Origin of the sequence: Pseudonocardia sp. ICBG162 (assembly GCF_020496225.1) — a bacterium.
In the GTDB taxonomy this organism is placed as follows: domain Bacteria; phylum Actinomycetota; class Actinomycetes; order Mycobacteriales; family Pseudonocardiaceae; genus Pseudonocardia; species Pseudonocardia alni.
In genome coordinates this window covers 374841-396820 of the sequence record NZ_JAHLJD010000013.1, presented here as the reverse complement: position 1 = coordinate 396820, position 21980 = coordinate 374841, and the positions used below count along the sequence as shown (strand labels likewise).

At 75.2% G+C, this 21980-nt stretch carries 21 protein-coding genes; 9 read left to right on the top strand and 12 right to left on the bottom strand.

Features of this window, described 5'->3' with window-relative positions; all coding sequences use genetic code 11:
- The first annotated feature begins 341 nt into the window (after window positions 1-341).
- From KPL60_RS05205 to KPL60_RS05185, 5 genes are all read left to right on the top strand, one after another.
- The gene (locus KPL60_RS05205) at window positions 342-1223 is read left to right on the top strand and encodes a glycosyltransferase (protein WP_226365084.1); all 882 of its coding nucleotides are present in this window, start codon (window positions 342-344) and stop codon (window positions 1221-1223) included.
- 188 nt (window positions 1224-1411) lie between these two features.
- Entirely contained in the window at window positions 1412-2125 is a 714-nt protein-coding gene (locus KPL60_RS05200) for an energy-coupling factor ABC transporter permease (RefSeq protein ID WP_226357227.1), read from the top strand.
- Window positions 2122-2472 carry a PDGLE domain-containing protein gene (locus tag KPL60_RS05195; protein ID WP_226365083.1) on the top strand — a complete coding sequence of 117 codons (351 nt, stop codon included), beginning with the start codon at window positions 2122-2124 and terminating at the stop codon, window positions 2470-2472. The genes KPL60_RS05200 and KPL60_RS05195 overlap by 4 nt, the downstream gene beginning before the upstream one ends.
- Window positions 2472-3236, top strand: coding sequence for a cobalt ECF transporter T component CbiQ (gene cbiQ / locus KPL60_RS05190; protein WP_226365082.1), 765 nt, complete (start codon window positions 2472-2474; stop codon window positions 3234-3236). The genes KPL60_RS05195 and cbiQ overlap by 1 nt, the downstream gene beginning before the upstream one ends.
- A complete protein-coding gene (locus KPL60_RS05185; protein WP_226365081.1) occupies window positions 3233-3979 on the top strand; it encodes an energy-coupling factor ABC transporter ATP-binding protein in 747 nt (248 codons plus the stop codon). The genes cbiQ and KPL60_RS05185 overlap by 4 nt, the downstream gene beginning before the upstream one ends.
- Here the strand turns inward: KPL60_RS05185 and KPL60_RS34500 are convergent.
- From KPL60_RS34500 to KPL60_RS05165, 4 genes are all read right to left on the bottom strand, one after another.
- Window positions 3958-4797, bottom strand: a complete 840-nt coding sequence (locus KPL60_RS34500; RefSeq protein WP_226365080.1) for a CPBP family intramembrane glutamic endopeptidase — start codon at window positions 4795-4797, stop codon at window positions 3958-3960. The two genes, KPL60_RS05185 and KPL60_RS34500, sit on opposite strands and share 22 nt — an antisense overlap.
- Before the next feature lie 114 nt (window positions 4798-4911).
- Window positions 4912-6165: an SPFH domain-containing protein gene (locus tag KPL60_RS05175; RefSeq protein WP_226357232.1), complete on the bottom strand. Its 1254-nt coding sequence runs from the start codon at window positions 6163-6165 to the stop codon at window positions 4912-4914.
- A gap of 88 nt (window positions 6166-6253) precedes the next feature.
- Window positions 6254-6703 (bottom strand): NfeD family protein, encoded by a 450-nt coding sequence (locus tag KPL60_RS05170; RefSeq protein ID WP_226357233.1) that lies wholly within the window; start codon window positions 6701-6703, stop codon window positions 6254-6256.
- A 112-nt stretch (window positions 6704-6815) separates the two neighbouring features.
- Complete coding sequence (locus KPL60_RS05165) at window positions 6816-7655, bottom strand: DUF3097 domain-containing protein (protein ID WP_226365079.1); 840 nt, start codon at window positions 7653-7655, stop codon at window positions 6816-6818.
- Window positions 7656-7800: 145 nt separating this feature from the next.
- Between KPL60_RS05165 and KPL60_RS05160 the strand changes: the two genes are divergently transcribed.
- Window positions 7801-8595, top strand: coding sequence for a hypothetical protein (locus tag KPL60_RS05160; RefSeq protein WP_226365078.1), 795 nt, complete (start codon window positions 7801-7803; stop codon window positions 8593-8595).
- 15 nt (window positions 8596-8610) lie between these two features.
- Here KPL60_RS05160 and KPL60_RS05155 read toward each other — a convergent pair whose 3' ends face one another.
- On the bottom strand, window positions 8611-9495 hold the full coding sequence (locus KPL60_RS05155; RefSeq protein WP_226365077.1) for a LysR family transcriptional regulator: 885 nt from the start codon (window positions 9493-9495) through the stop codon (window positions 8611-8613).
- 71 nt (window positions 9496-9566) lie between these two features.
- On the opposite strand from KPL60_RS05155, the gene KPL60_RS05150 reads away from it, so the two are divergent.
- The gene (locus KPL60_RS05150; RefSeq protein WP_226357236.1) at window positions 9567-10769 is read left to right on the top strand and encodes an FAD-binding oxidoreductase; all 1203 of its coding nucleotides are present in this window, start codon (window positions 9567-9569) and stop codon (window positions 10767-10769) included.
- A gap of 19 nt (window positions 10770-10788) precedes the next feature.
- Here the strand turns inward: KPL60_RS05150 and KPL60_RS05145 are convergent, their stop codons facing one another.
- Together KPL60_RS05145 and KPL60_RS05140 are read right to left on the bottom strand one after the other, a co-directional pair.
- The gene (locus KPL60_RS05145) at window positions 10789-11463 is read right to left on the bottom strand and encodes a response regulator transcription factor (RefSeq protein WP_226357237.1); all 675 of its coding nucleotides are present in this window, start codon (window positions 11461-11463) and stop codon (window positions 10789-10791) included.
- Complete coding sequence (locus KPL60_RS05140; protein WP_226357238.1) at window positions 11460-12611, bottom strand: sensor histidine kinase; 1152 nt, start codon at window positions 12609-12611, stop codon at window positions 11460-11462. Before KPL60_RS05140 ends, KPL60_RS05145 begins: the two co-directional genes overlap by 4 nt.
- Before the next feature lie 143 nt (window positions 12612-12754).
- Between KPL60_RS05140 and KPL60_RS05135 the strand changes: the two genes are divergently transcribed.
- Complete coding sequence (locus tag KPL60_RS05135; RefSeq protein WP_226365076.1) at window positions 12755-14335, top strand: alpha/beta hydrolase; 1581 nt, start codon at window positions 12755-12757, stop codon at window positions 14333-14335.
- A gap of 2 nt (window positions 14336-14337) precedes the next feature.
- Here the strand turns inward: KPL60_RS05135 and KPL60_RS05130 are convergent, their stop codons facing one another.
- Complete coding sequence (locus tag KPL60_RS05130; RefSeq protein WP_226357240.1) at window positions 14338-14871, bottom strand: hypothetical protein; 534 nt, start codon at window positions 14869-14871, stop codon at window positions 14338-14340.
- Window positions 14872-15184: 313 nt separating this feature from the next.
- On the opposite strand from KPL60_RS05130, the gene KPL60_RS05125 reads away from it, so the two are divergent.
- On the top strand, window positions 15185-16339 hold the full coding sequence (locus tag KPL60_RS05125; protein WP_374228582.1) for an IS701 family transposase: 1155 nt from the start codon (window positions 15185-15187) through the stop codon (window positions 16337-16339).
- A gap of 294 nt (window positions 16340-16633) precedes the next feature.
- Here KPL60_RS05125 and KPL60_RS34240 read toward each other — a convergent pair whose 3' ends face one another.
- The 4 genes from KPL60_RS34240 to KPL60_RS05105 form a co-directional block, all read right to left on the bottom strand.
- Window positions 16634-17677 (bottom strand): response regulator receiver protein, encoded by a 1044-nt coding sequence (locus tag KPL60_RS34240; RefSeq protein WP_308016655.1) that lies wholly within the window; start codon window positions 17675-17677, stop codon window positions 16634-16636.
- Between the two features lie 210 nt (window positions 17678-17887).
- A complete protein-coding gene (locus KPL60_RS05115; protein ID WP_226365075.1) occupies window positions 17888-18826 on the bottom strand; it encodes an alpha/beta fold hydrolase in 939 nt (312 codons plus the stop codon).
- Between the two features lie 67 nt (window positions 18827-18893).
- Entirely contained in the window at window positions 18894-20201 is a 1308-nt protein-coding gene (locus KPL60_RS05110; protein WP_226365074.1) for a nitrate/sulfonate/bicarbonate ABC transporter ATP-binding protein, read from the bottom strand.
- Between the two features lie 23 nt (window positions 20202-20224).
- Window positions 20225-21958, bottom strand: coding sequence for an ABC transporter permease subunit (locus KPL60_RS05105; protein WP_226365073.1), 1734 nt, complete (start codon window positions 21956-21958; stop codon window positions 20225-20227).
- Between the last annotated feature and the right edge of the window lie 22 nt (window positions 21959-21980).

Here is a 21980-nt window from a genome sequence, read left to right as displayed (position 1 = left end):
GGGTGTCGCCCGGACGGCGCAAGGCCTCCGGACTCCGTCGCCGCGGCGTGGACCGACCACGCGAACACGACGACGGATACTACGGACGTCGCCCGGGCCGCCGCGGCGCGGGACCGGCCCTCCGGGGCCCCGGCCGACGAGCGGTGATCGTCGGGCGGCGAGCGGCGGGACGTCCGGCCGGTGATCACAGTGCGTATCCGTTCCGTCCCGATGGTCCCGGTCGGACGTCGCTCGTCCGCGCCGCCGTCCGGCCCGCCGACCGGGGCGGGTAGCGTGGGTCGCCGCCTGCTCGTCCGATCCGTTCCACCCCTGCGAGGTACCCGATGAGGCCCGGCGGCTTTGTGCCCAGCGTGTCCGTCTGCATCCCGGTCTACAACGGCGAGGCCTATCTCGCCGAGACCATCCGCAGCGTGCTGGAGCAGACCTGGCGGGACTTCGAGCTCGTCGTGCTGGAGAACGGCAGCACCGACGCGAGCTGGGAGATAGCGACCTCGTTCCGCGACCCGCGGATCCGGGTCGAGCGCAACCGGCAGACCCTGCCGCAGGGCGACAACTGGAACCGCGCCGTCGAGCTGTGCCGCGCACCGCTGGTGAAGCTGGTCTGCGCCGACGACCTGCTGCACCCGCGCTGCCTGGAGCTGCAGGTGCCGCCGATGCGCGACGACCCGTCGCTGTCGGTGGTGGCCTCGCGCCGGCACATGATCGACGAGCAGAGCCGGGTCATCGTCCCGCGCCGCGGCCTCGGCGGCGGCCTGGTCGGGCTGCACTCGGGCAGCGAGGTCGCACGGCGGGTCATCCGCAACGGCGCGAACCCGATCGGCGAGCCGGGCAACGTCCTGTTCCGTCGCGAGCAGTTCGTCACCGCGGGCGGGTGGCGCCCGGAGCGGCGCTTCATCATGGACCTCGACCTCTGGATGCGCCTGCTCCAGTACGGCGACTTCCTCGGCGTCCCGGAGACCCTGGCCGCGTTCCGGATCGCCCGCGGCTCGGTCTCCTCGGAGTTCGAGCAGCAGATCTCCGAGGAGCAGCAGCTGCTGTTCGACGAGCTGGGCGACTCCGGGGTGTTCGACGTCCGCCCGATCGACGTGCGGATCGGCCGGCTCGCCCTGCCGCTGGGCCGGGCCCGGCGCAAGGCGCTGTTCAAGGTCTCGCGCATCGCCGCCCGCAAGGACGACAAGCTGATCGCCGAGCGCGACGAGGCCGCGGCGGCCGACGCCCGCTGACCGCGGGCGCCCGACCGCGCGCCGCCCGGACGGACGGCATCCCGGACTCTCCGATCGGCGGGGCCGATACCGGACATCCGGGACATGCAGTCGCCTATCTACTGCCAGGTCTTTGCGGCAGCACTGCCGTCGCGTTGAATCCCCTCACCCGGCCGGGTGGCGGCCGGTCCGACCGGTGAGGGGGCGCGATGCAGACGCACGCGGTCGCCATGCACATGAGCGACGGGCTGGTGAACGGCCCGACGGCGCTGCTGTTCGCCGTCGTCGCGGTGATCGCGCTGACGGTCGCCGTCCTGCGCGCCCGCGCGGATCTCGACGACCGCACCGCGCCGATGGCCGGGCTGGTCACGGCGTTCGTCTTCGCCGTCCAGATGATCAACTTCCCGATCCTGCCCGGGGCCAGCGGGCACCTGCTGGGCGGTGCGCTCGTCGCGATCCTGGTCGGCCCGTGGGTGGGCATGATCGCGATCTCGATCGTGCTCGTCGTGCAGGCGCTGCTGTTCGCCGACGGCGGCATCACCGCGCTGGGCCTCAACATCACGAACATGGCCGTGATCGGGGTGGTCGTCGGCTGGCTGGTGGCGCGCTCGCTGCGCCGGTTCGCGGTGCGTTCCCGCGGCGGGCTGGTCGCCGTCGCCTTCGTCGCGGCCCTGCTCAACACCGTCGTCGCCGCGATGGGCTTCGTCCTGGAGTACGCGATCGGCGGCGCCGGCGGCGCCACCCTCGGCACGGTGTTCGCGCTGATGGGCGGGCTGCACGTGCTGATCGGCATCGGTGAGGGCGTGATCACCGCGGCCACCGTGGGCGCGGTGGCCGTCGCCCGGCCGGACCTGGTGTACCTGCTGCGCGGCACCGGGCGCCCGCTGGTCCGCCGCTCGACCTCCGAGGAGGGTGCGCGATGAGCGCCACCGCCCGCCGTCGCCCGCTGCTGTTCTTCGCCGGGTTCCTGATCGTGTCCCTGGTCGTGGCCGGGCTGGTCTCCTCCTTCGCCTCCCCCGACCCCGACGGCCTGGACACCGTCGCCCGGGACGGCTGCACCGCGGTCGCGACCCCGGACGGCGGGGAGCGGCTGGAGGGCACCTGCATCGCGGCCCACGAGAGCGACCACGCCATGGCGTCGAGCCCGCTCGCCGGGTACTCGGTCGTGGGCGGCGAGGGCACCACCGGCGTCGCCGGGGTGGCCGGGGTGCTGGTGACGGTCGTCGTCGCGGGCGGGGTGTTCCTGCTGCTGCGCCGCCGGGACGGCTGATGGGCGCCGGGCACGCGCACCCGCTGTACCTGCACCGCGACTCCCCCGTCCACCGGCTCCCACCCGAGGTGAAGATCGTCTCGGCGCTGCTGGTGGTGGTCTGCGTGGTCGCGACCCCGCGCGAGGCGTTCGCGGTGTTCGGCGGGTTCGCGCTGCTGCTGGCTTCGGTGTGGGCGATGGCCGGGGTGCGCCCCGGCTGGATCCTGCGGCGCTCGGTGATCGAGCTGCCGTTCGTGGTGCTCGCGGTGCTGCTGCCGTTCACCGGCCCGGCCCCGACGCTGGACTGGCTCGGCCTCACGCTGTCCCAGCCGGGGCTGCTCGGGGCGTGGAACATCCTGGTCAAGGGCACCCTGGGCGTCCTGACCTCGCTGACCCTCGCGGCGACGACGCCGATGCGCGACCTGCTCGTCGGCCTGCAGCGCCTGCACGCCCCGGCGATCGTCACCACGATCGCCACCCTGATGCTGCGCTACGCCGACGTGATCACCGGCGAGGCCCGCCGGATGCGGCTGTCCCGGATCTCCCGCGGCCACGACCCGCGGTTCCTGTGGCAGGCCGGGGCGACCGCCCGCGGGATCGGCTCGCTGTTCGTGCGGTCCTACGAGCGCGGCGAGCGGGTGCACCTGGCGATGCTGTCGCGCGGCTGGACCGGCACCATGCCGCCGTCGGGCGACGCCCCGACCACGTCGCGGCAGTGGCTGGCCGGGCTGACCGTGGCCGGGGTCGCGGTGCTGCTGGCCGGGTCCGGCTGGGTGGCCGCATGAGCGCGCCGTCGCTGCGGCTGACCGACCTCGCCTTCGCCTACCCCGACGGCCACCAGGCGCTGTTCGGCGTCGACCTGACGATCGCCCCCGGCGAGCGGGTCGCGCTGCTCGGCCCGAACGGCGCCGGGAAGACCACCCTGGTGCTGCACCTCAACGGGATCCTCGGCGGCGGCGGGGACGGCGCCGCGGGCACCGTCGAGGTCGGCGGGCTCCGGGTGGAGAAGCGGCACCTGCGCGAGATCCGCCGCCGGGTCGGGATCGTCTTCCAGGACCCCGACGACCAGCTGTTCATGCCCACCGTCGCCGAGGACGTGGCGTTCGGCCCGGCGAACTTCGGGCTGCGCGGGCCCGCGCTGCGCGAGCGGGTCGACGAGGCCCTGGCCGCGGTGGGGATGGCCGACGCCGCCGACCGCTCCCCGCTGCACCTGTCCGGCGGGCAGCGCCGCCGGGTCGCGCTGGCCACGGTGCTGGCGTGCGACCCGGAGATCCTGGTGCTCGACGAGCCGTCGTCGAACCTGGACCCGGTGGCCCGCCGCGAGCTGGCCGAGGTGCTGCTGGGGCTGGGCCGGACCATGCTCATGGTCACCCACGACCTGCCGTACGCGCTGCAGCTGTGCCCGCGCAGCGTCGTGCTGGACGGGGGCACCGTCGTCGCCGACGGGCCGACCCGCGAGCTGCTGGCCGACGCCGAGCTGCTCGCCCGGCACCGCCTGGAGCTGCCCTACGGCTTCGTGCTCGCCTGATCCCGGCCCACCCGGCGGCGTAGGACGAGCACCGCCAGCAGGATCACGGCCAGCGCGCCGAAGGCGACGAACTCCATCGACGTCGGTCGTGCCGGGTCGACCTGCGTGCTCAGCACGCTGAAGTCCCACCAGCCGTGCGCGAGCATCGCCGCCGTCAGCGCCCCGGTGCTGCGGAACACGAGGTAGAACACGAACCCGGTTCCCGTGGTCAGCACGACCTGCAGGAGTGCGTTGCCGTACTCACCGGTGACGAGCCCGTTCGAGCCGTGCGCCACACCGAAGACGACGCTGGTCCACAGACCGACCCGGAACTCGCTGCACCCGCTCCGGCGGAAGACCTGCACCCCGACGCCGCGGAACAGGAGCTCCTCGGAGAACCCGACCATGAGGGTGGCGACCAGCAGCGCCCCGGTGAAGGTGAGGCCCTTGCCGGCGAGGCCGCTGTAGTCGGTCACGACCAGGCCGGTCACCAGCAGCACGACCGGGATCGCCAGGACCCAGGCGCGCAGCCGGCGGGGTTCGACGAAGACCGTCTGCCAGGCGCGCAGGTAGGTCACGATCCCGAGGACGAACGCGGCACCGATCCCGACCGGGACGACGACCTGCCGGAGGATCGCGTCCGTGGAGGTCAGGCCGTGCGCGTCGGCGCCCGGCTCCGCGGCCAGCAGGAGCACCGCGCCCTGGACCAGGACCAGGTATCCGACGACCAGGACCAGGAACTGCCACACCTGCAGCCGCGGCCCCCGGGAGCCGGCGTCCTCCGGGCGGTCGCTGCCCGGAGCCGCACCCGCGTGCCCGGGTGTCGAGGCCGTGACCACTGTCGATCTCCTTCTCGTCGGCTGATCGGGAGCCGTTGTACACGACACCGCCCCACCCGGCGAACCGGATGGGGCGGTGTCGTCACCGTTCGGGTGACGTGCGGCCGAGGTGGCTCAGCCGCGCTGCTCCTGGCCGTTCGGGTGGCCCTGCACCGCGCCCGGGGCGCCGATGCCGGGGACCTCGCGGGAGGCCTCCAGCTGGGCCGGGGCCGCACCGCTGCCGCCGTTGCCGGCCTCGGCGCCGGGGACCGGCGGGACGTCCGAGCCGACCGGCGGGACCTCCTGCTGGGCCGCCGCGGTGGCCGCCGCGACCTGCTTGGCGATCTCCGGGTCGGACGAGGTGTCGAACCAGTCCTCGACGCCGTCGTCCTCGGCGGGCCGGGAGACGGTGCCGTCGTCGGGGCTGGGCTCGTAGCGGAAGACGCCGTCCTCGCCGGGCGCACCCAGCATCCGGGTGAAGCCCTCCAGGGCCTTCCCGAAGTCGGACGGGACGACCCACAGCTTGCTGGCCTCGCCCTCGGCCATCTGCGGCAGCGTCTGCAGGTACTCGTAGGCCAGCAGCTCCGGGGTGGGCTTGCCGGCCTTGATCGCGGCGAACTTCTTCTCGATCGCCTTCGACTCACCCTGCGCCTCGAGGTACAGCGCGGCCCGGCGGCCCTGCGCCCGCAGGATCTCCGACTGCCGCTCGGCCTCCGCGGCGAGGATGGCCGCCTGCTTGGCGCCCTCCGCGGTGAGGATCTGGGACTGCTTGTTGCCCTCGGCGCTGCGGATGGCCGACTCCCGCTGGCCCTCCGCGGTGAGGATCATGGCCCGCTTCTCGCGGTCGGCCTTCATCTGCTGTTCCATCGAGTTCTGGATCGAGGGCGGCGGGTCGATCGCCTTGATCTCGACCCGGGCGACCCGGATGCCCCAGCGCTCGGTGGCCTCGTCCAGCTCACCGCGCAGCGCCGTGTTGATCCGGTCCCGCGAGGTCAGCGTCTGCTCCAGCGTCATGCCACCGACCACGTTGCGCAGCGTCGTGGTGGTGATCTGCTCGACACCGGCGATGTAGTTGGCGATCTCGTAGACCGCCGCCTTCGCGTCGTTGACCTTGAAGTACACGACCGTGTCGATGTTGACGGTCAGGTTGTCCTGCGTGATGACCGGCTGCGGCGGGAACGACACGACCTGCTCACGCAGGTCGACCCGCTCGCGGGTGCGGTCGACGAACGGCACCAGGATGGCGGGGCCGCCCTCCCGGATGCTGTGGTAGCGGCCCAGCCGTTCGATGATGTAGGCCCACTCCTGCGGGACGATGACGACCGACTTGACGACGATCGTCACGACCAGCACGAGCAGGATGATGCCGATGATGAACTCGGCGCCCATGTGCTCTCCCCTCCTGCGCGCCGGAGAACCGGCGCCCGTGTCGCCCCGGAGTCCCCGGGGCGTCGTGCCGTCCCACCGCGGTGGCGGGTCAGGACGGCGGTAGCTCCCCCCGACCGGTGACGAGCACGGCCGCCCCGGTCACCTGCAGGATCGTGACGGTGGCGCCGGCCTCGAGGACCTCCACCCCGTCCATCGACCGCGCCGACCACACCTCGCGCCCGATCCGCACCTGCCCGCGCTCGCCGTCGACGCGCTGCACGACCTCGGCGGAGGCGCCGACGAAGCGGTCCTGGTGGCGTTCGAGCGTGCCCATGTGCTCCTGCAGCCTGCGTTTCGCCACCGGTCGCACGGCCAGCAGCAGCAGTACCGCGACGGCGCCGCCCACCCCGGCGGCCGGGAGGAGCGTCAACCCGAGTGCGGCCCCGGCCGCCGCGGCGAGTGCGCCGCCGCCGAGCATGACGAGGAACAGCTCTCCGGACACGACCTCGCTGCCGATCAGTACGAGACCGATGAGCAGCCAGATCAGTGCCGGATCCATGGCTCCAGGGTGCCAGAATGTCCGATTCCCTGTCGGCGTTTCGTCGGGATGCTCCGCACCGGTCGACCAGATCGTTACCGGTCGGTGCCGGAGTTCGCCCGCGGTGTCGGGGTCAGGCCCCCTCGGCGGTGACGAAGTCGATGAGGCGCTCGACCGCGCCGATCATCGGGGTCTCCAGGTCGCGGTAGCTGCGCACGGCCCCGAGCACCCGGCGGGCACCGTCGGCGGGCTCGCCCCACCGCAGCGCCGCGCAGACCCCGGTCTTCCAGTCGGTGCCGCGCGGGATCACCGGCCACTCGCGGATCCCGACGACCGAGGGCTTCACGGCCTGCCAGACGTCGACGTAGGGGTGGCCGGTGACCAGCACGTTCTGCTGGGCGTCGCGGGTGGCGCGGTAGGCCTCGCGGGCCTGCCGGGTCTCCTTGGTGCCCTCGACCAGGTGGTCGACGAGGATGCCGAGGCGCCGGTGCGGTCCCGGGTCGAAGTCGCGGACGGCCGCGGCCAGGTCGTCGACGCCGTGCAGCGGCTCCACGACGACGCCCTCGACCCGCAGGTCGTGGCCCCACACCCGTTCGACGAGCGCGGCGTCGTGCAGGCCCTCGACCCAGATCCGGGCGGCGCGCGCGGTGCGGGCCTTCAGGTTCGCGACGTGCACCGAGCCGGACGCGGACAGCGTGCGGCCCGCGGGGGCGGCCCGGGGCCGGACCAGCGTCGCGGGGCGGCCCTCGTACAGGAACCCGGCGGGGCGCAGCGGGAAGATCCGCCGGCCGCCGAAGCGGTCCTCCAGCGTCACCTCCGAGCCGGTGACGGTCACCACGGCACCGCAGAACCCGCTGGCCGGGTCCTCGACGACCAGGCCCGGCTCGGCGGCGACCTCGGTCACCCGGCTCTCCCGTGGCGCACGGGTCCCCGCGGTGTCGAACATGCCCCGGTAATCGTGGGTCCGGCTCATGGTGAGCCAGTATCGGTCGACGCCGGTCGGTGACCGCGGCGCGACACGCCCACACTCCGGTGGTCACGCTCAGCGTGAACCTCGTAGCGCTACGTCACCCACGTGCCGGGTGTGCGACGCCGGACGGGCCGTTAGCCTGACCGCCGTGTCCTGTGCCTCCACGACCTTCGCCGTGTGGGCCTCGGCCTGGCTGGCCGGGTCCGCCGCACCCGACGACGTCCTCGACGCGCTCGCGCCGTGGTCGGAGGCGCACGACGTGCTCGCCGCCGACGACGTCACCGCCGCCACGACCGGACTGCCCGGCCCCGGGTCGGCGCCGACCTCGACGGCGATGCTGCTCGCCGCCGTCCGCCGCGGCGCCCCGCGCGGACAGGCCCGGCTGGTGCTGCCGGCCCCCGGGGACGTGCGCGGCCTGCCCGGCCCGGGCCCGTTCTCCGACGCAGCGATCACCGCGGGCGAGGGCGTGCTGTTCGCCGACGCCGGGTTCGGCGTCGTGCCGTCGCCGATCGCCGACGGGGTGGTCCGCTGGACCGCGCACGCCGTCGCCGACCCCGGCCCGGTCCCCGAGTACGTGGCGCTGAACGAGGCCGAACGGGAGCTGCGCGGCCAGGTGCGGGCCGCCGCCGCGGCGCTGACCGACCTGGGGGCGGCCCGGCACCGGCCCGGTGTGCGCGAGGAGATCGCGGCCTGGCTGCGCCGCCGCCCGCAGGCGCTGTGGCCCGGCGGGATGCCCCCGCAGGCTCTGCGGGTGCTGCAGCAGGCCGACGAGGTCGACGCGATCCTGTCCGCCGCCTCCGGCGACGAGCCCGGCGGCGCACTGTCGGCGTCGGCGGCCGTCGCCCGCTCCGACGCGCTGCGCCCCATCGCCACCGCGGTGCGGGTCGCGCGGCGCGCCGCCGTCGCCGAGGCCGTCCGGGTCCTGGTGTCGGTCCCCCGCTGATCCCCGCGCCGGGCGCTACCGGAGCAGGGACTCCAGCAGCGCCCGCGCCGCCGGTCCCCCGGGCCCGCCCGAGCGCCACACCAGGTGCAGCCGGGTCCGGATCTCCGGGGTGATCGGCACCGCGACGGGCGGCCGGGCCAGGGCCGCCACCCCGGCCGCGCCGAGCGCGGGTTCCGGGACCACCGCCACCCCCGCCCCGCGCGCGGCCAGGCGCAGCAGCAGCGTCATCGCGCCGGACTCGAACCCGACCCGCGCGGTGAGCGACCGGGCCGCCAGCGCCGCGTCCAGCGCGGCGCGCAGGCCGTGCCCGCGGGGCAGGCAGATCAGCGGCCGGGCCGCGAGCTCGTCCAGGGTCACCGCGGCCCGCCCGGCGAACGGGTCGTCCGCCGCGACCGCCGCGACCAGCGGGGACTCGACCAGCACCCGTCCGTCGAGACCGTCGGGCGGGGCGTGCGGGAACCCCAGCACGGCGACGTCGAGCCGCCCGGCCCGCAGCTCGTCGACCAGCTCGTCGGTCGTCCCCTCCCGCAGGGTCACCTCCAGCTGCGGGTGCGCGGCGGCGAAGTCCCCGACCGGGTCGGCGAGCACGGTGTCGGGCAGCGACGTGGCCATGCCGACCGCGACCCGGCCGCGCAGCAGCCCGTGCAGCGCGGCGACGGCGTCGCGCGCGTCCTCCACGGCGGCGAGCGCGGCGCGGGCGTGCGGCAGGACCGCCCGCCCGGCCTCGGTCGGGGTGACCGCGCGCGGGCCGCGTTCGACCAGCGGTGCGCCGAGCTCGCGTTCCAGCTGCCGCAGCTGCGCGCTCACCCCGGGCTGCGCGACGTGCAGCGCCGCGGCGGCCGCGGTGACGGTCCCGCAGTCGACGACCGCGACCAGGTAGCGCAGGTGCCGCAGTTCCATAACCGATGATGCTAGCCGGTAGACGATCCATCTCTTCGACTTCTGCCGCGGCCGGGCCCAGGCTCGGTGCCATGACCAGCACACGCAGCTTCCAGACCGGGATCACCCACCGTCCGTCGGCCGTCGTGGCCGCCACCGGCGCGCACGACGTCGTCGCCGCGCTGGCGCGGGCCGGCCGCGACGGCCTCGCCGTCACCGTGCACTCCACCGGGCACGGCCTGCGCCGCCCCTGCGACGGCGGCCTGCTGATCGACACCGCGGCGATGGCCGGGGTCACGGTCGACCCGGGCACCCGCACCGCCCGCGCCGGGGCCGGCGCGACCTGGGGCGACGTCGTCGCCGCGGCCGCGCCGCACGGCCTGCGCCCGCCACACGGCAGCGCACCGTCGGTCGGCGTCGTCGGGTACCTGTCCGGCGGCGGGCTCGGCCTCACCGTCCGCGCCGACGGCTGGGCCGCCGACCACGTCCACGCCGTCGAGCTCGCCCGCGCCGGCGGCACCGTCCGGGTGTCCGCGGCGTCGGACCCGCGCTACTTCGCCCGGCTGCGCGGCACCGGCCCCGACGACGGCGACGTCGTCACCGCGGTCGTCGTCGGGCTGCTCGGCTCCGACGGCCTGGTCGGCGGCGGCCTCGTCCGCGTCCTCGGCGCCGCCGACGCCCCCGGCGACCCGTCCGCGCTGCACGCCTGGGCGGACTGGACCGCGACCCTGCCCGACGACGTCACCTCCGGGGTGTCCGTGGTCCCCTACCCCGACCTGCCGTTCCTGCCCGCCCACCTGCGCGGACGCCGCGTCCTGCGGGTCGGGGTCGTCGGCACCGGCGGGCCCGGCCGCACCGACGCGCTGCTCGCACCGCTGCGCGCCGCCGTCGCCTGGGACGACGACACCGTCGCCCCGCTGGACCCGCGTGCGTCGGCCCGGGTGTACGCCGAGCCGGAGTTCCCGCACGCCTACCTCGGCGACGACCTGCTCGTCGACGGGCTCGACCGCGACGGCCTCGACCGGGTCGTCGCCCGCACCGGGCCGATGGTCGTCACCGGGATCCGGCACCTCGGCGGCGCGGCCGGGCGGGCCCCGGCCGTCGCCGACACCGTCCGCGGCCGCGACGCCGCCCACTGCGTGAACGTCCTGGCCCCGTTCGGCGACGACGCCGTCCCCGCGCCGGTCGCCTGGCGGGAGGTCGACCACGTCCTGGCCGGGTTCGCCCCGCGCGCGACCCGCGAGCGGTCGCACCCGGCGTTCCGGTTCGGGCCGCCCCGCCCGGACGCCGGCTGAGCCCGTGCCCCGCCCCGGGTCAGACCGGCGGGGACAGCCCGGCGTCGTGCACCAGCAGCGCCACCTGGACCCGGTTGTTCAGGTCGAGCTTGGTCAGGATCGCCGAGACGTGGGTCTTCACCGTCGCCACGCTGATGTGGTTCCGGGCGGCGATCTCGGCGTTGGACCGGCCCGCGCCGAGGTCGAGGGCGATGGTGCGCTCCCGTTCGGCGAGGCGCTCCAGCCGTCGCCGGGCCGCGGCCCGGGTGCTGTCCCGGTCGGTCTCGGCGACCCGGTCGATGAGCCGGCGGGTCACCTCCGGCGAGAGCACCGGGCGGCCCGCGGCGGCGTGCCGGACGGCGAGGACGAGCTCGTCGGGCGGGGTGTCCTTCAGCAGGAACCCGGCGGCGCCGGCCCGCAGCGCGCGCAGCACGTGGGCGTCGGCGTCGAAGGTGGTGAGCACGACGACCTGGGGAGCGCCGGGGCGGCGGCGCAGCGTCTCGGTGGCGGTGAGCCCGTCGGTGCCCGGCATCCGGATGTCCATCAGCACGACGTCGGGCCGGTGCCGCTCGGCCAGCGCGACACCCTCGGCGCCGTCCCCGGCCTCGGCGACGACGGTCAGGCCGTCGGCGCCGCGCAGCATCATCGACAGTCCGAAGCGGACGACCGGGTCGTCGTCGACGATGAGCACCGCGACGGGGTCGGAGGCGGTCACGACGGCCACGGTAGCCGCATCCCGGTCCGCCACCCGCCGTCCGGGGTCGGGCCGTGGTCCAGCCGGCCCCCGACGAGCGTCGCCCGCTCGGCCAGCCCCCGTAGCCCCTGCCCGGCCCCCGGCCGGTCGGCGCGGGCGGGCCGGACCGGTGCCGGGTTCGCCACCTCGACGACGAGCCCGTCCCCGGCCCCGCCGGTCACCGTCACCGTGACCGGGGCACCCGGCGCGTAGGTGCGCGCGTTGGTGAGGGCCTCCTGCACCAGCCGGTAGGCGGTGCGCCCCGCGGTCTCGGGCACCGGGTGCTCCCCTGTGGTCACGCCGGGCCCGTCGTGCAGGACGACCGCGGTCCCGGTCCGGCGGGTCTCCTCGAGCAGCTCCCCGACGTCGGTGATCCCGGGCAGCGGCAGCTCCCCCACCGGCGCCCGGAGCACCCCGATGACCTCGCGCAGGTCCTGCAGCGCGCGGTGGGCGTTCTCCCGCACGACCTCGGCGGCCCGCGCGGTCTCCTCCGCCGGCGCGTCGCGGTGGAACGCCAGCGCCCCCGCGTGCACGCTGAGCAGCGACAGCCGGTGCCCGAGCACGTCGTGCATCTCCCGGGCCAGCGCCTCCCGCGCCTCGTGCGCGGTGTGCTCGGCCCGCAGCGCCGCCGCGGACTCGGCCATCGCGGCCCGCTCCCGCAGCGACGCGACCAGCAGCCGGCGGCTGCGCACGAGCAGCCCCCAGCCGAACACCGCCGCGTGCACGGCCACGACCGCCCCGACCAGCAGCCACAGCGGGGCCTCCGGCGCGGGGCGCCAGGAGTAGTACACCGCGAACGAGGCGAAGCTGCCCAGGAACACCGCGGCCGAGACCCGGGCCGGGCAGCGGGCGGCGACCGCGAACAGCGCGACCAGCCCCGGGACCGACGCGACCTCGGAGAACGTGCACAGCACGACGATGCCCACGGCCACCGGCAGCGGGTACCGGCGCCGCCACCAGAGCGCGACGCAGGCGAGCATCCCCGCCACGACGTCGACACCCAGCAGCACCTCGGGCCCACCCGGCGACGCCACCACCCGCAACCGGGCCATGAGCAGCCCGATCAGGGCCGTCACCACGACCACCAGGCCGTCGACGACCCACCGCCGGTACGCCGCGACATCGGTCATGACGCCGAGGCTAGGGCCCGTACCGGCCCGGGCACCTCCGTCCCGGGACCCGGACGCACTCATCCTTCGGACGGACCCCGGACGGGCAGGACACTCCCCCGGACCGATCCGGACGGCCGGGTGGCCGCCGCAGCATCGGCCCCATGCCCGTCCCGCACCGACGCCTCCGACCGCTCGCCGTACTCGCCGCCGCCGTCGCACTGGCGGTCACCGGCTGCGCCGCGGCCGTACCCGACGCGCCCGCCGGCCCGCCGCCCGACCCGGTCACCTGGACCGGGTGCGGTCCCGGCCTGGAGTGCGGCACCCTCGAGGTCCCCCAGGAGTACACCGACCCCGGCGGCCCCCGGATCACACTCGCGGTGATGCGGCACCGTGCCACCGACCCGCAGCGCCGGATCGGCACCCTATTCTTCAACCCGGGCGGCCCCGGGGTCGCCGCGACCGACACGCTGCGCGCGATGCCCGCCACCCCGGGGTCGCCGGGCACGTTCGGGCCGGAGGTGCTGGCGCGCTTCGACGTCGTCGCGATGGACCCGCGCGGCGTCGGCGCCTCGTCGGGGGTGCGCTGCCGCACCGACGCCGAGCGCGCCACGGCCGCCGCGAGCACCGCCGCCGACCCCGCCGTCCCGGGCGGTGCCCCGCTGCCGACGCTGCTCGCCGAGGCGAGGGCGCTGGCCGAGGGCTGCGCGGCGCACCGGGACCCGGCGTTCCTGGCGAGCCTGTCCACCGACAACGTCGCCCGCGACCTCGACCGGCTCCGCGCCGCGCTCGGCGAGGAGACGATCACCTACTACGGCATCTCCTACGGCACCGTCGTCGGCCCGATGTACGCCACCCTGTTCCCGGACCGGGTCCGGCAGATGGTCCTCGACGCACCCGTCGACACCACGCTGTGGACCGGGGACCCCCTGGAGTTCCTCGACGAGGTCGCCGTCGCGAGCGAGCGGACCCTCGACGCCTGGTTCGACGCCTGCCGTACGGAGGGCACCGCGGTCTGCCCGGTCGGCGACGGCGACCCGGCCGCCGCGTTCGACGCGCTCGTCGCCGGTCTGGAACGGCGCCCCGCCCCGGCCCGGGCGGTGGAGGGTCTCGCCCCGGCCGGCGTCGTCGACGGCGCGATGCTGCTGGAGACCGCCCGCGGCGCGGCGGGCGACCGGACCCTGTGGCCGGTGCTGACGACGGCGCTGGCAACCGCGCAGCGGGGCGACGGCACCCTCGCCCACCTGCTGTACCGCAACCTGACGGTCTCGCCGTTCGGTGTCCCGACCGCGACGCAGGAGCAGCACACCGCGGTGCGCTGCGCGGACTGGACCACCCCGGCCGACGTCGCCGCGCACACCGCGGCCGCCGAGCGGGCGGTCGGGCACGCACCGCGGATCGGCACCCGCGCCGCCTACAGCGCGCTGGCCTGCGCGGTGTGGCCCGCGCCGAACACCGACCGGGTCACCGCGCCGCTGACCGGCGCGGGCGCCCCGCCGACGCTGGTGGTCGGCGGCCGCCTCGACCCGGTCACCCCCCACACCTGGGCGAAGCGCACGGCCGACACCCTGGAGCAGGCGGTCCTGCTGACCCGCGAGGGTGTCGGGCACGGCTCGTACGGCACCGACCCCTGCGTCGACGCCGCGGTGGAGGCCACGCTGCTCGACACCACGCTGCCGGCGGCGGGCACCGTGTGCACACCGCCGCCGGCCACCACCCGTCCCGGGGCGGTCCCGGGCGGCTGAGGTCAGCCGTGCGCGAGCAGCTTGACCACGATGACGAGAGCGCCGAGCCCGACGAGCGCGACGACCAGCAGCACCCGTCGCCACCACGACAGCGGAGTCCGCCGGGCCGCGAGCACGGCGAACAGGGCCAGCACCAGCACCGTCACCCCGGTCGCGAGCTCCAGCGCGGTGGTCAGCTCCAGCAGCCCGGCCGCGGCGGCGGCGAGCAGCACCACCGGCGCGGCGGAGGCCTGGAGGATCTGCCCCGAGCTGCGCAGCGCGGCGACGAGCTCGTGGCCGCGGGGCCCCTGTCCGTGCACGGCCAGGTGGGCGACGACGTCGGAGAGCAGGCTCGCCGCCCACAGGGCGCCCGCGGCCACCACGACGTCGACGATCGCGGACCCGGCCGAGGAGCCCTCGCCGCCGTGGCCGAGCAGGACCAGCAGGGTCGACAGGCAGGACAGGGTGCCGTAGAGCCGCTCCCGCAGCACCGTCACCACGACCGGGGCGGGAGCCTCGCCGTCGGGGCGACGACGCGAGGGGACACGGGAGGTCATGGCGCCGAGCGTGCCAGGCCGCAGCGACGGCGGGTCACCACGGCCAGGTGCAGCCCCGGCGACGCCACCGGCCGCGGGCGCGGTGCCGCCCGCGCCGGAGCCTGCCCAGCATCCATCTCATGTGGACCCCGTGACCGTGGTCGGCATCGACGGTGACACCTCCTGCATCCGGCCAACTTACAGTCACGCGTGACCGTCGGTAGGTCCGAACGGCCTAGTACTACAGTCGCGTTTATGTTGAGGGTGATCGGTGTGTTTCCGGTTCTGGTGTTCGTGACTGTGTTAACCCTTGGCGGTGGGTGACGATATTGGTGTGGCGGATGTGCGGGAGTGGGCGGCGGGTCTGGACGAGATCGCGCGGTTGATTGGGTCGCGGTTCGCGCGTTCGGAGCCGCGGGCGAACGCGGTCGCGTATGTGCGGGGGCTGCTCTCGGAGCGGGAGCGGAAGAACTCGTGGACGATCTCCGAGCAGGCCGGTCAGCCGGTGCCGGATCCGATGCAGCGGCTGCTGTCGACGACGGACTGGGATCCCGATGCAGTGCGGGACGATCTGCGCACGTATGTCGTTGCGCACCTGGGCGACCGGGCTGGGATCCTCGTCGTCGACGAGACCGGGTTCCTGAAGAAGGGAGACCGGTCGGCGGGTGTCGCGCGGCAATACACCGGCACGGCGGGTCGGATTGAGAACGCGCAGGTCGGTGTGTTCCTGACCTATGCGACGCCGCATGGGCGGACGTTCCTGGACGGGGAGCTGTATCTGCCGAAGGCGTGGACCGAGGATCGCCCCCGATGTGACCGTGCGGGGATCCCTGCTGATCGTGAGTTCCGCACCAAGCCCGAGCTGGCGGTCGAGATGATCGCCCGCGCGATCGACGGCGGGGTTCCGGCGTCGTGGGTGACCGGCGATGCCGTCTACGGACAGCACTACCGGCTCCGCAAGAGCCTCGAAGACCGTCAGATGAGCTACGTGCTCGCGATCCCCTCCAACCAGCGCGTGATCGCCAAGACCACCTCGTCGATCATCGGGAGCGAGTACCGGGCCGACGCGCTCATCGCAGGACTGCCGGCCACCGCGTGGCGCAGCAGGTCAGCCGGCGCCGGATCGAAGGGCGACCGTCGCTACGCGTGGGCGCGGGCGCGGATCAACGGGGAACGCGATCCCGACGCCGAGTACTGGCTGCTGGCCCGCCGCAGCCTGACTGCCCCCTCAGAGCTGGCGTACTACCTCTGCCACACGCCCAAGCGAGTCGCGCTCAGCGAGCTGGCCCGGGTCGCCGGCGCGCGGTGGGCGATCGAGGAGACCTTCCAGACCGCGAAAGGCCAGACCGGCCTCGATCATTACCAAGTCCGGCAATACACCGGCTGGTACCGGCACATCACTCTCTCCATGCTCGCGCACGCCTTCCTCACCGTGACACGGTCAAAAAGGGGGCTCTCCACGCCGACAGCGGCGAGCTCATCGCGCTGAGCCTGCCCGAGATCCGCCACCTCATCGCCACCCTCGCACTGGACACGATCGCCGACCCCGGCCACGTGCTGCGCCGCTCACGCTGGCGACGAAGACACCAACACACCGCCCAACAGCACCACTACCAACACCGCAGCCACAACCCATAAACGCGACTGTAGTACTAGCCGCGGGCCCGCAGGGCGGAGACGACCTGCTCGGCCATCGGTGCGCTCGACGCCGGGTCCCGACCCGCGACCGGGTTGCCCCTGTCCGAGCGGGAGCCCGGCCGGCCCGGTCGCCGGCCGCCGGGCCTCACCCGCGCACCGCGGCCGCGAGGGCCGCGAGGTCGTCGGGGTGCATCCGGGCCGGGCCCGGCTCCGGTGCCGCGGCGCGCAGCCGGTCCCGTTCCGCGGCGAGCCCGTCCCGCTCCCGGCGGGTGTCGTCGAGCCGGCGGGTCAGCTCCTCGGCCGCGGTGCGGGCGGTCTCGTGCTGCGCGCGCAGCCCCTCGGCGACGGCCCGGGCCTCGGTCAGCAGGTCGCGCTGCGCGGCGAGCCGGCTGCGCTGCTCGACGACGGTCTCGACCAGACCTGCCCGGTCGGCGATCACCGCGGCGTGGTCGGCCCGCAGCGCCGCCAGGTCGGCCTCCAGGCGGTCCCGGTCGTGGGTGGCGGCATCGGCGCGGGCGAGGGCGGCGTCGCGCTCGTGCTCGGCGGTCCGGGCGGCGAGCACCGCGGCCTCCCGGTCCCGGGTGGCGGCCGCGGCGGTGTCCCGGGCCTCGCGGGCGTCGGCGACGGCGGCGTCCCGGGCGGCGACGGCGTCGGCGGCCTGCTGCCGCGCCGCACCGAGGGCCTCGGTCGCCGCGAGCGCGGTGGCGGCGGCCTCCTCGGCCCGGGTCACCGCCTCGGCCCGCTCCTGCCGGGCCTCGGTCGCGGCCCGGTCCGCCTCGCGGGCCCGGCGCTCGGCCGTCTCCCGGGCGGTGTCGGCCTGCTGCCGGGCGGCGTCGGACTCGGCGGCGCCCGCGCGGGCGGCCTCGGTGGCGGCCAGGGCGTCGCGCTCGATCTCGTCGAGCCGGTCCAGCACGGAGGTCAGCGCCCCGGACAGCTCGGCCACCGGCCCGGCGAGCGCGCCGACGTGCTCGCGGAGCCGGTCCGCGTCGAGCGCGAACGCCCCGGTCCCGGTGTCGAGGCCGAGCGCACCGAGGGCCTCCCGCTCGGCGCGGGCCATCTGCGCGCACGTCCGCCCCTGCTCCCACCGGGTGTCCCGGCAGAACGACCGTGGACGGCCGCCCTGCGGCCCGGGCGAGGGCAGCTCCGCCCGGCACCGGCTGTATCCGCACCGCACCACCGTGTCCGTCACGCCGACCATGCTACCGGTTCAGGTTGTAAGAACCATGAACCGGTTTCAGGTTAGTTATCGTGGAACATGCGACACACGGGATAATGCAGAGAATCCCGGGTTGTCCGGGCCCCGGGTGCACCGACCGACGCCGGGGCGCGCGGGAGCACACGGGGGCGCACGGGGGCGCCGTGGTGGAGAGGGACCGCCGGGGCGGTGGAGGGTGTGCGGTCAGGCCGGCACGGAGGCGCCGAGCCACTCCGCGATCATCGTCGCGACCACGTCGCTGTTGGTGTCCATCATCGGCATGTGGCTGTTCCCCGCCCGGCCGGCGGCGGGCAGGTCCAGGTGCCCGACGGGCCCGGCCGCTCCCCCGACGTAGGCCGACCACTGGGCCCGGAGCCGCCGGTACAACGGGGTCCGGTCGAGGAAGTCCCCGGACACGAGCAGCTGCCGGACCCCGGCCGGTCCCCCGTCGTCGGGCAGGCCGTGCGGCTCGACGAGCACGAGCGACTCGACGAGCGCGGGCGTGGCCGCCGCGGCCGCGACGGCGATGCCGCCACCCTGGCTGTGCGCCACGACCCGGCACCGCCCGATCCGCTCGACCAGCGCCGTGACCGCCCCGACCGCGAGCGCGGTCGTGGTCATCCACCGCGGGACCTGCTGACGGGCCAGCGCCTCCAGCGCCTCGACCGGGAACAGGCAGCCGGGATGGCACGCGCGCGCCGGGTAACCCTCCGGCGGCCCGATGCGGAACGCGTCCCAGGCCTCCTGCTCGGTGCGCAGCAGCGCGCCGTCGGTGGGGCCCGCGGGATCCGGGAGCCAGCCGGCCCGGCCGCGCTCGACGTTGTCGACGACGTAGCAGGGGTGGCCCCGCCGGAGGAAGTACTGGAGCCAGCCCTCGCGCCCGTCCGGGGTGCCCTCCCAGGTCGTCCCCGCCATGCCGCCGCCGTGGACGAACACCAGCGGCGGGTGCCCGACCGGTTCGGGGACGAAGTACTGCACGTAGGCGTGGTCGACGGCGTACGTGCCGTTCGGGTCGACCGGGTAGGCCGGCAGGTCCCGGGAGAGCTGGACGTGCCGCAGCGGGAGGCCGGTGACCTCGGCCCGGCGCCCGGCGACCGTGAAGCTGCCGAAGGTCGACAGCGCGAACGGTTCCCGTCCCTGCATCAGCGGTCCCCTCCCGGCGGCGGAGCAGCCCGAGCGTAGCCGTCGCCGCGCGGCACGCCGGCCCCGATCACCGGCCCGGGTCGAGGCTGATCCTCCCGGTGTCGGTGTCGAAGTCGAACAGCTCGCCGTAGCGGCCCCAGTCGATCGCGGTGTCGAGCTGCTGCTGGGCGTCCTCCGCCGAGAACCCGCGCCGCAGCAGGTCGAGGAAGAACGTGGCCCGCAGCGACCCGTCGCTGCTCGCCGACAGGGCCCGGTGGATGGTGCGCACCAGCGGCGCCCGCTCCCGGGCCTGCCCGGCGAAGATCCGCTTGCTCTCCTGGATGTCGGCCGTGGTGAACGCCGTACCGGTCGGGGTGAGGTGCAGGTCCGCCCCGGAGACCGCGACCAGGTCGAGCATCGCCGCGGCGTCGACGAGCGGCAGCAGGTCGTCGACCTCGAAGCTCAGCTCGCCGGCGAGGTCGGGCAGGTCCGCCCGGCCGCCCCGGGCGTGCACGATCTCGGCGAGCCCGGCCAGACCACCCACCGAGGCGGCGGGCAGCGGCCGGGCCGTCGGGGTGAGGTCGCCCGCCCCGGACGGGAGGTCGTCGGGCTCCCGTCCGGTCAGCAGGTCGTAGAGCCGGTCGACCAGCGCGGTGAACGCCGGTGCGGTGCGGTCCCGCGGCCGCGGCAGGTCCACCTCGACCTCGGCGCGGACCCGACCCGGGCCCGCCTCCAGCACGACCACCCGGTCGGCGAGCAGCACCGCCTCCTCGATGTTGTGCGTGACGATGCAGATGCCCGTGGTCGGGAACCGCCCGCCGGTCCACAGGCCCATCAGCTCGCTGCGCAGGTTCTCCGCGGTGAGCACGTCGAGCGCGGAGAACGGCTCGTCCATCAGCAGCAGGTCGGGCTCCAGGACCAGTGCCCTGGCGAACCCGACGCGCTGCCGCATCCCGCCGGAGAGCTCCTTCGGGTAGGCGGACTCGAACCCGTCCAGCCCGATCAGGTCGATCGCGGCGAGCGCGCGCTCCCGGCGCTCGGCGGCCGGGACACCGCGGGCGGCCAGACCCAGCTCGACGTTGTCCTGGACGGTCAGCCACGGCATCAGGGCGAAGGACTGGAACACCATCGCGACGCCGGGGTTCGCGCCGTTCAGCTCCCGCCCGCGGTAGCGGACCGAGCCGGAGGTGGGGGCGATGAGCCCGGCGACGGTGCGCAGCAGCGTCGACTTGCCCGAGCCGGACCGGCCGAGCAGCGCGACGACCTCGCCGGCGTGCAGGTCGAGCCGGATGTCCTGCAGGACCCGCAGCTCACCGCCCTCCGCGCCGGGGAAGCTGGTGCTGACCGCGTCGACGGAGATCAGGACGTCGGACCGGGTGGGGGTGAGGGTCGACATGGTTCCTCCTGGCAGCGGGACGGTCACAGGGCGAAGCGGCGCTCGGCCAGCGTCTGCAGGGGACGCCAGAACAGGCGGTTGAGCCCGACGACGTAGACGCTCATGACGAGCACGCCGATCAGGATCCGGGGCCCGTCACCGGCGGCGGTGGCCTGCGCGATGTAGGCACCGAGCCCGGTGGCGGTGAGGGTGACGGGGCCGTAGGACACGATCTCGGCGACGATCGAGGCGTTCCAGGCGCCGCCCGCGGCGGTGATCCCGCCGGTGACGTAGCTCGGGAAGACCGCGGGCAGGGCGAGCCGGCGCCACCACAGCGCCCGCGGGAGGCGCAGGTTCGTCGCGGCCTCGCGCAGGTCGTGCGGGACCGCCGAGGCCCCGGCGATGACGTTGAACAGGATGTACCACTGCGCGCCCAGGCTCATCAGCAGGATCCCGCCCCAGTCCAGGCTGATCCCCGTGGCCACGAGTACGCCGGTGACCAGCGGGAACAGGAAGTTCGCCGGGAACGAGGCCAGGATCTGCACCACCGGCTGGGCGAGCCGGGACACCCGGGGGTTCATCCCGATCCACACCCCGACCGGCACCCACACCACGGTCGCGACGACCACCAGCACGACCACCCGGCCGAAGGTGACCAGCCCCAGCAGCAGGGCGTGCCCGACCTCGCCGAAGCCGGTCGTCGCCGCGATGTAGCCGGCCGTCCGGACCAGCCCGTAGGCCGGCAGCGCCACCACCGCGGCGGTCAGGACGACGTCCCCGGCCCGGCGGCGCGCCACCGACCCGCGCAGCGGGTGCTCAGCACGGCCGAACACGGCCATGACCCGGTCCGTGGGCCCGACCAACCGGCCCGCGACGACGCCGAGTGCCCGCGGGACCCGCGAGCGGCGCAGCAGGTCGAGCACCACGCTGCGCGAGGCGTCGGCGCCACCGGAGTCCTCGACCCGGAACCGCTCGGCCCAGGCGGTCAGCGGACGCCAGAACAGCACGTTGACCCCGACGACCATCACGACCATCACCCCGATGGCCAGCAGCACCCGGCCGAGATCGGCGTCCTCGGTCGCGGTGGCGACGTAGGCGCCGATGCCGGGCAGGGCGTAGGAGCGCCCGCCGACGGTGAGGGCCTCCGAGGCGACCAGGAAGAACCAGCCGCCGCCGAAGCTCATCATGCCGTTCCAGACGAGCGGGATCATCCCGCTGGGCACGTCCACCCGCCAGAAGCGCTGCCACTTCGACAGCCGCAGCAGCCGGGCCGCCTCGTCCAGCTCCCGGGGCTGGGAGACCAGCGACCGGTGGAAGGCGAAGGTCATGTTCCAGGCCTGGGAGGTGAAGATCGCGAAGATCGACGCGCACTCCAGCCCGAGCTCGGACCCCGGGAACAACGCCAGGAACCCGGTGACGGTCACCGACAGGAACCCGAGGATCGGCACCGACTGCAGGATGTCCAGCACCGGCAGCAGCACCTTCTCCGCCCGCCGCAACCGGGCGGCCGCGGTCGCGTAGACGAAGGTGAACAGGACCGACAGCGCCAGTGCGACGAACATCCGCAGCAGCGAGCGCGCGGCGTAGTAGGGGAGCTCGGCCGGGTCGGTCGAGATCCGCGACGGGGCGGTGGCCTCGTCGAACGGCACGTCCAGCCCGTGCGAGAGTTGCACCAGCGCCCACAGGAGCGCGGCCGCACCCACCAGTACGGCGACGTCGACGGCACCCTGCCGCGGCCGGGACAGGGCCTCGCGGGAGGGGAACACACGCAGCACCACGACGATGTCCTCTCTGCCTCGC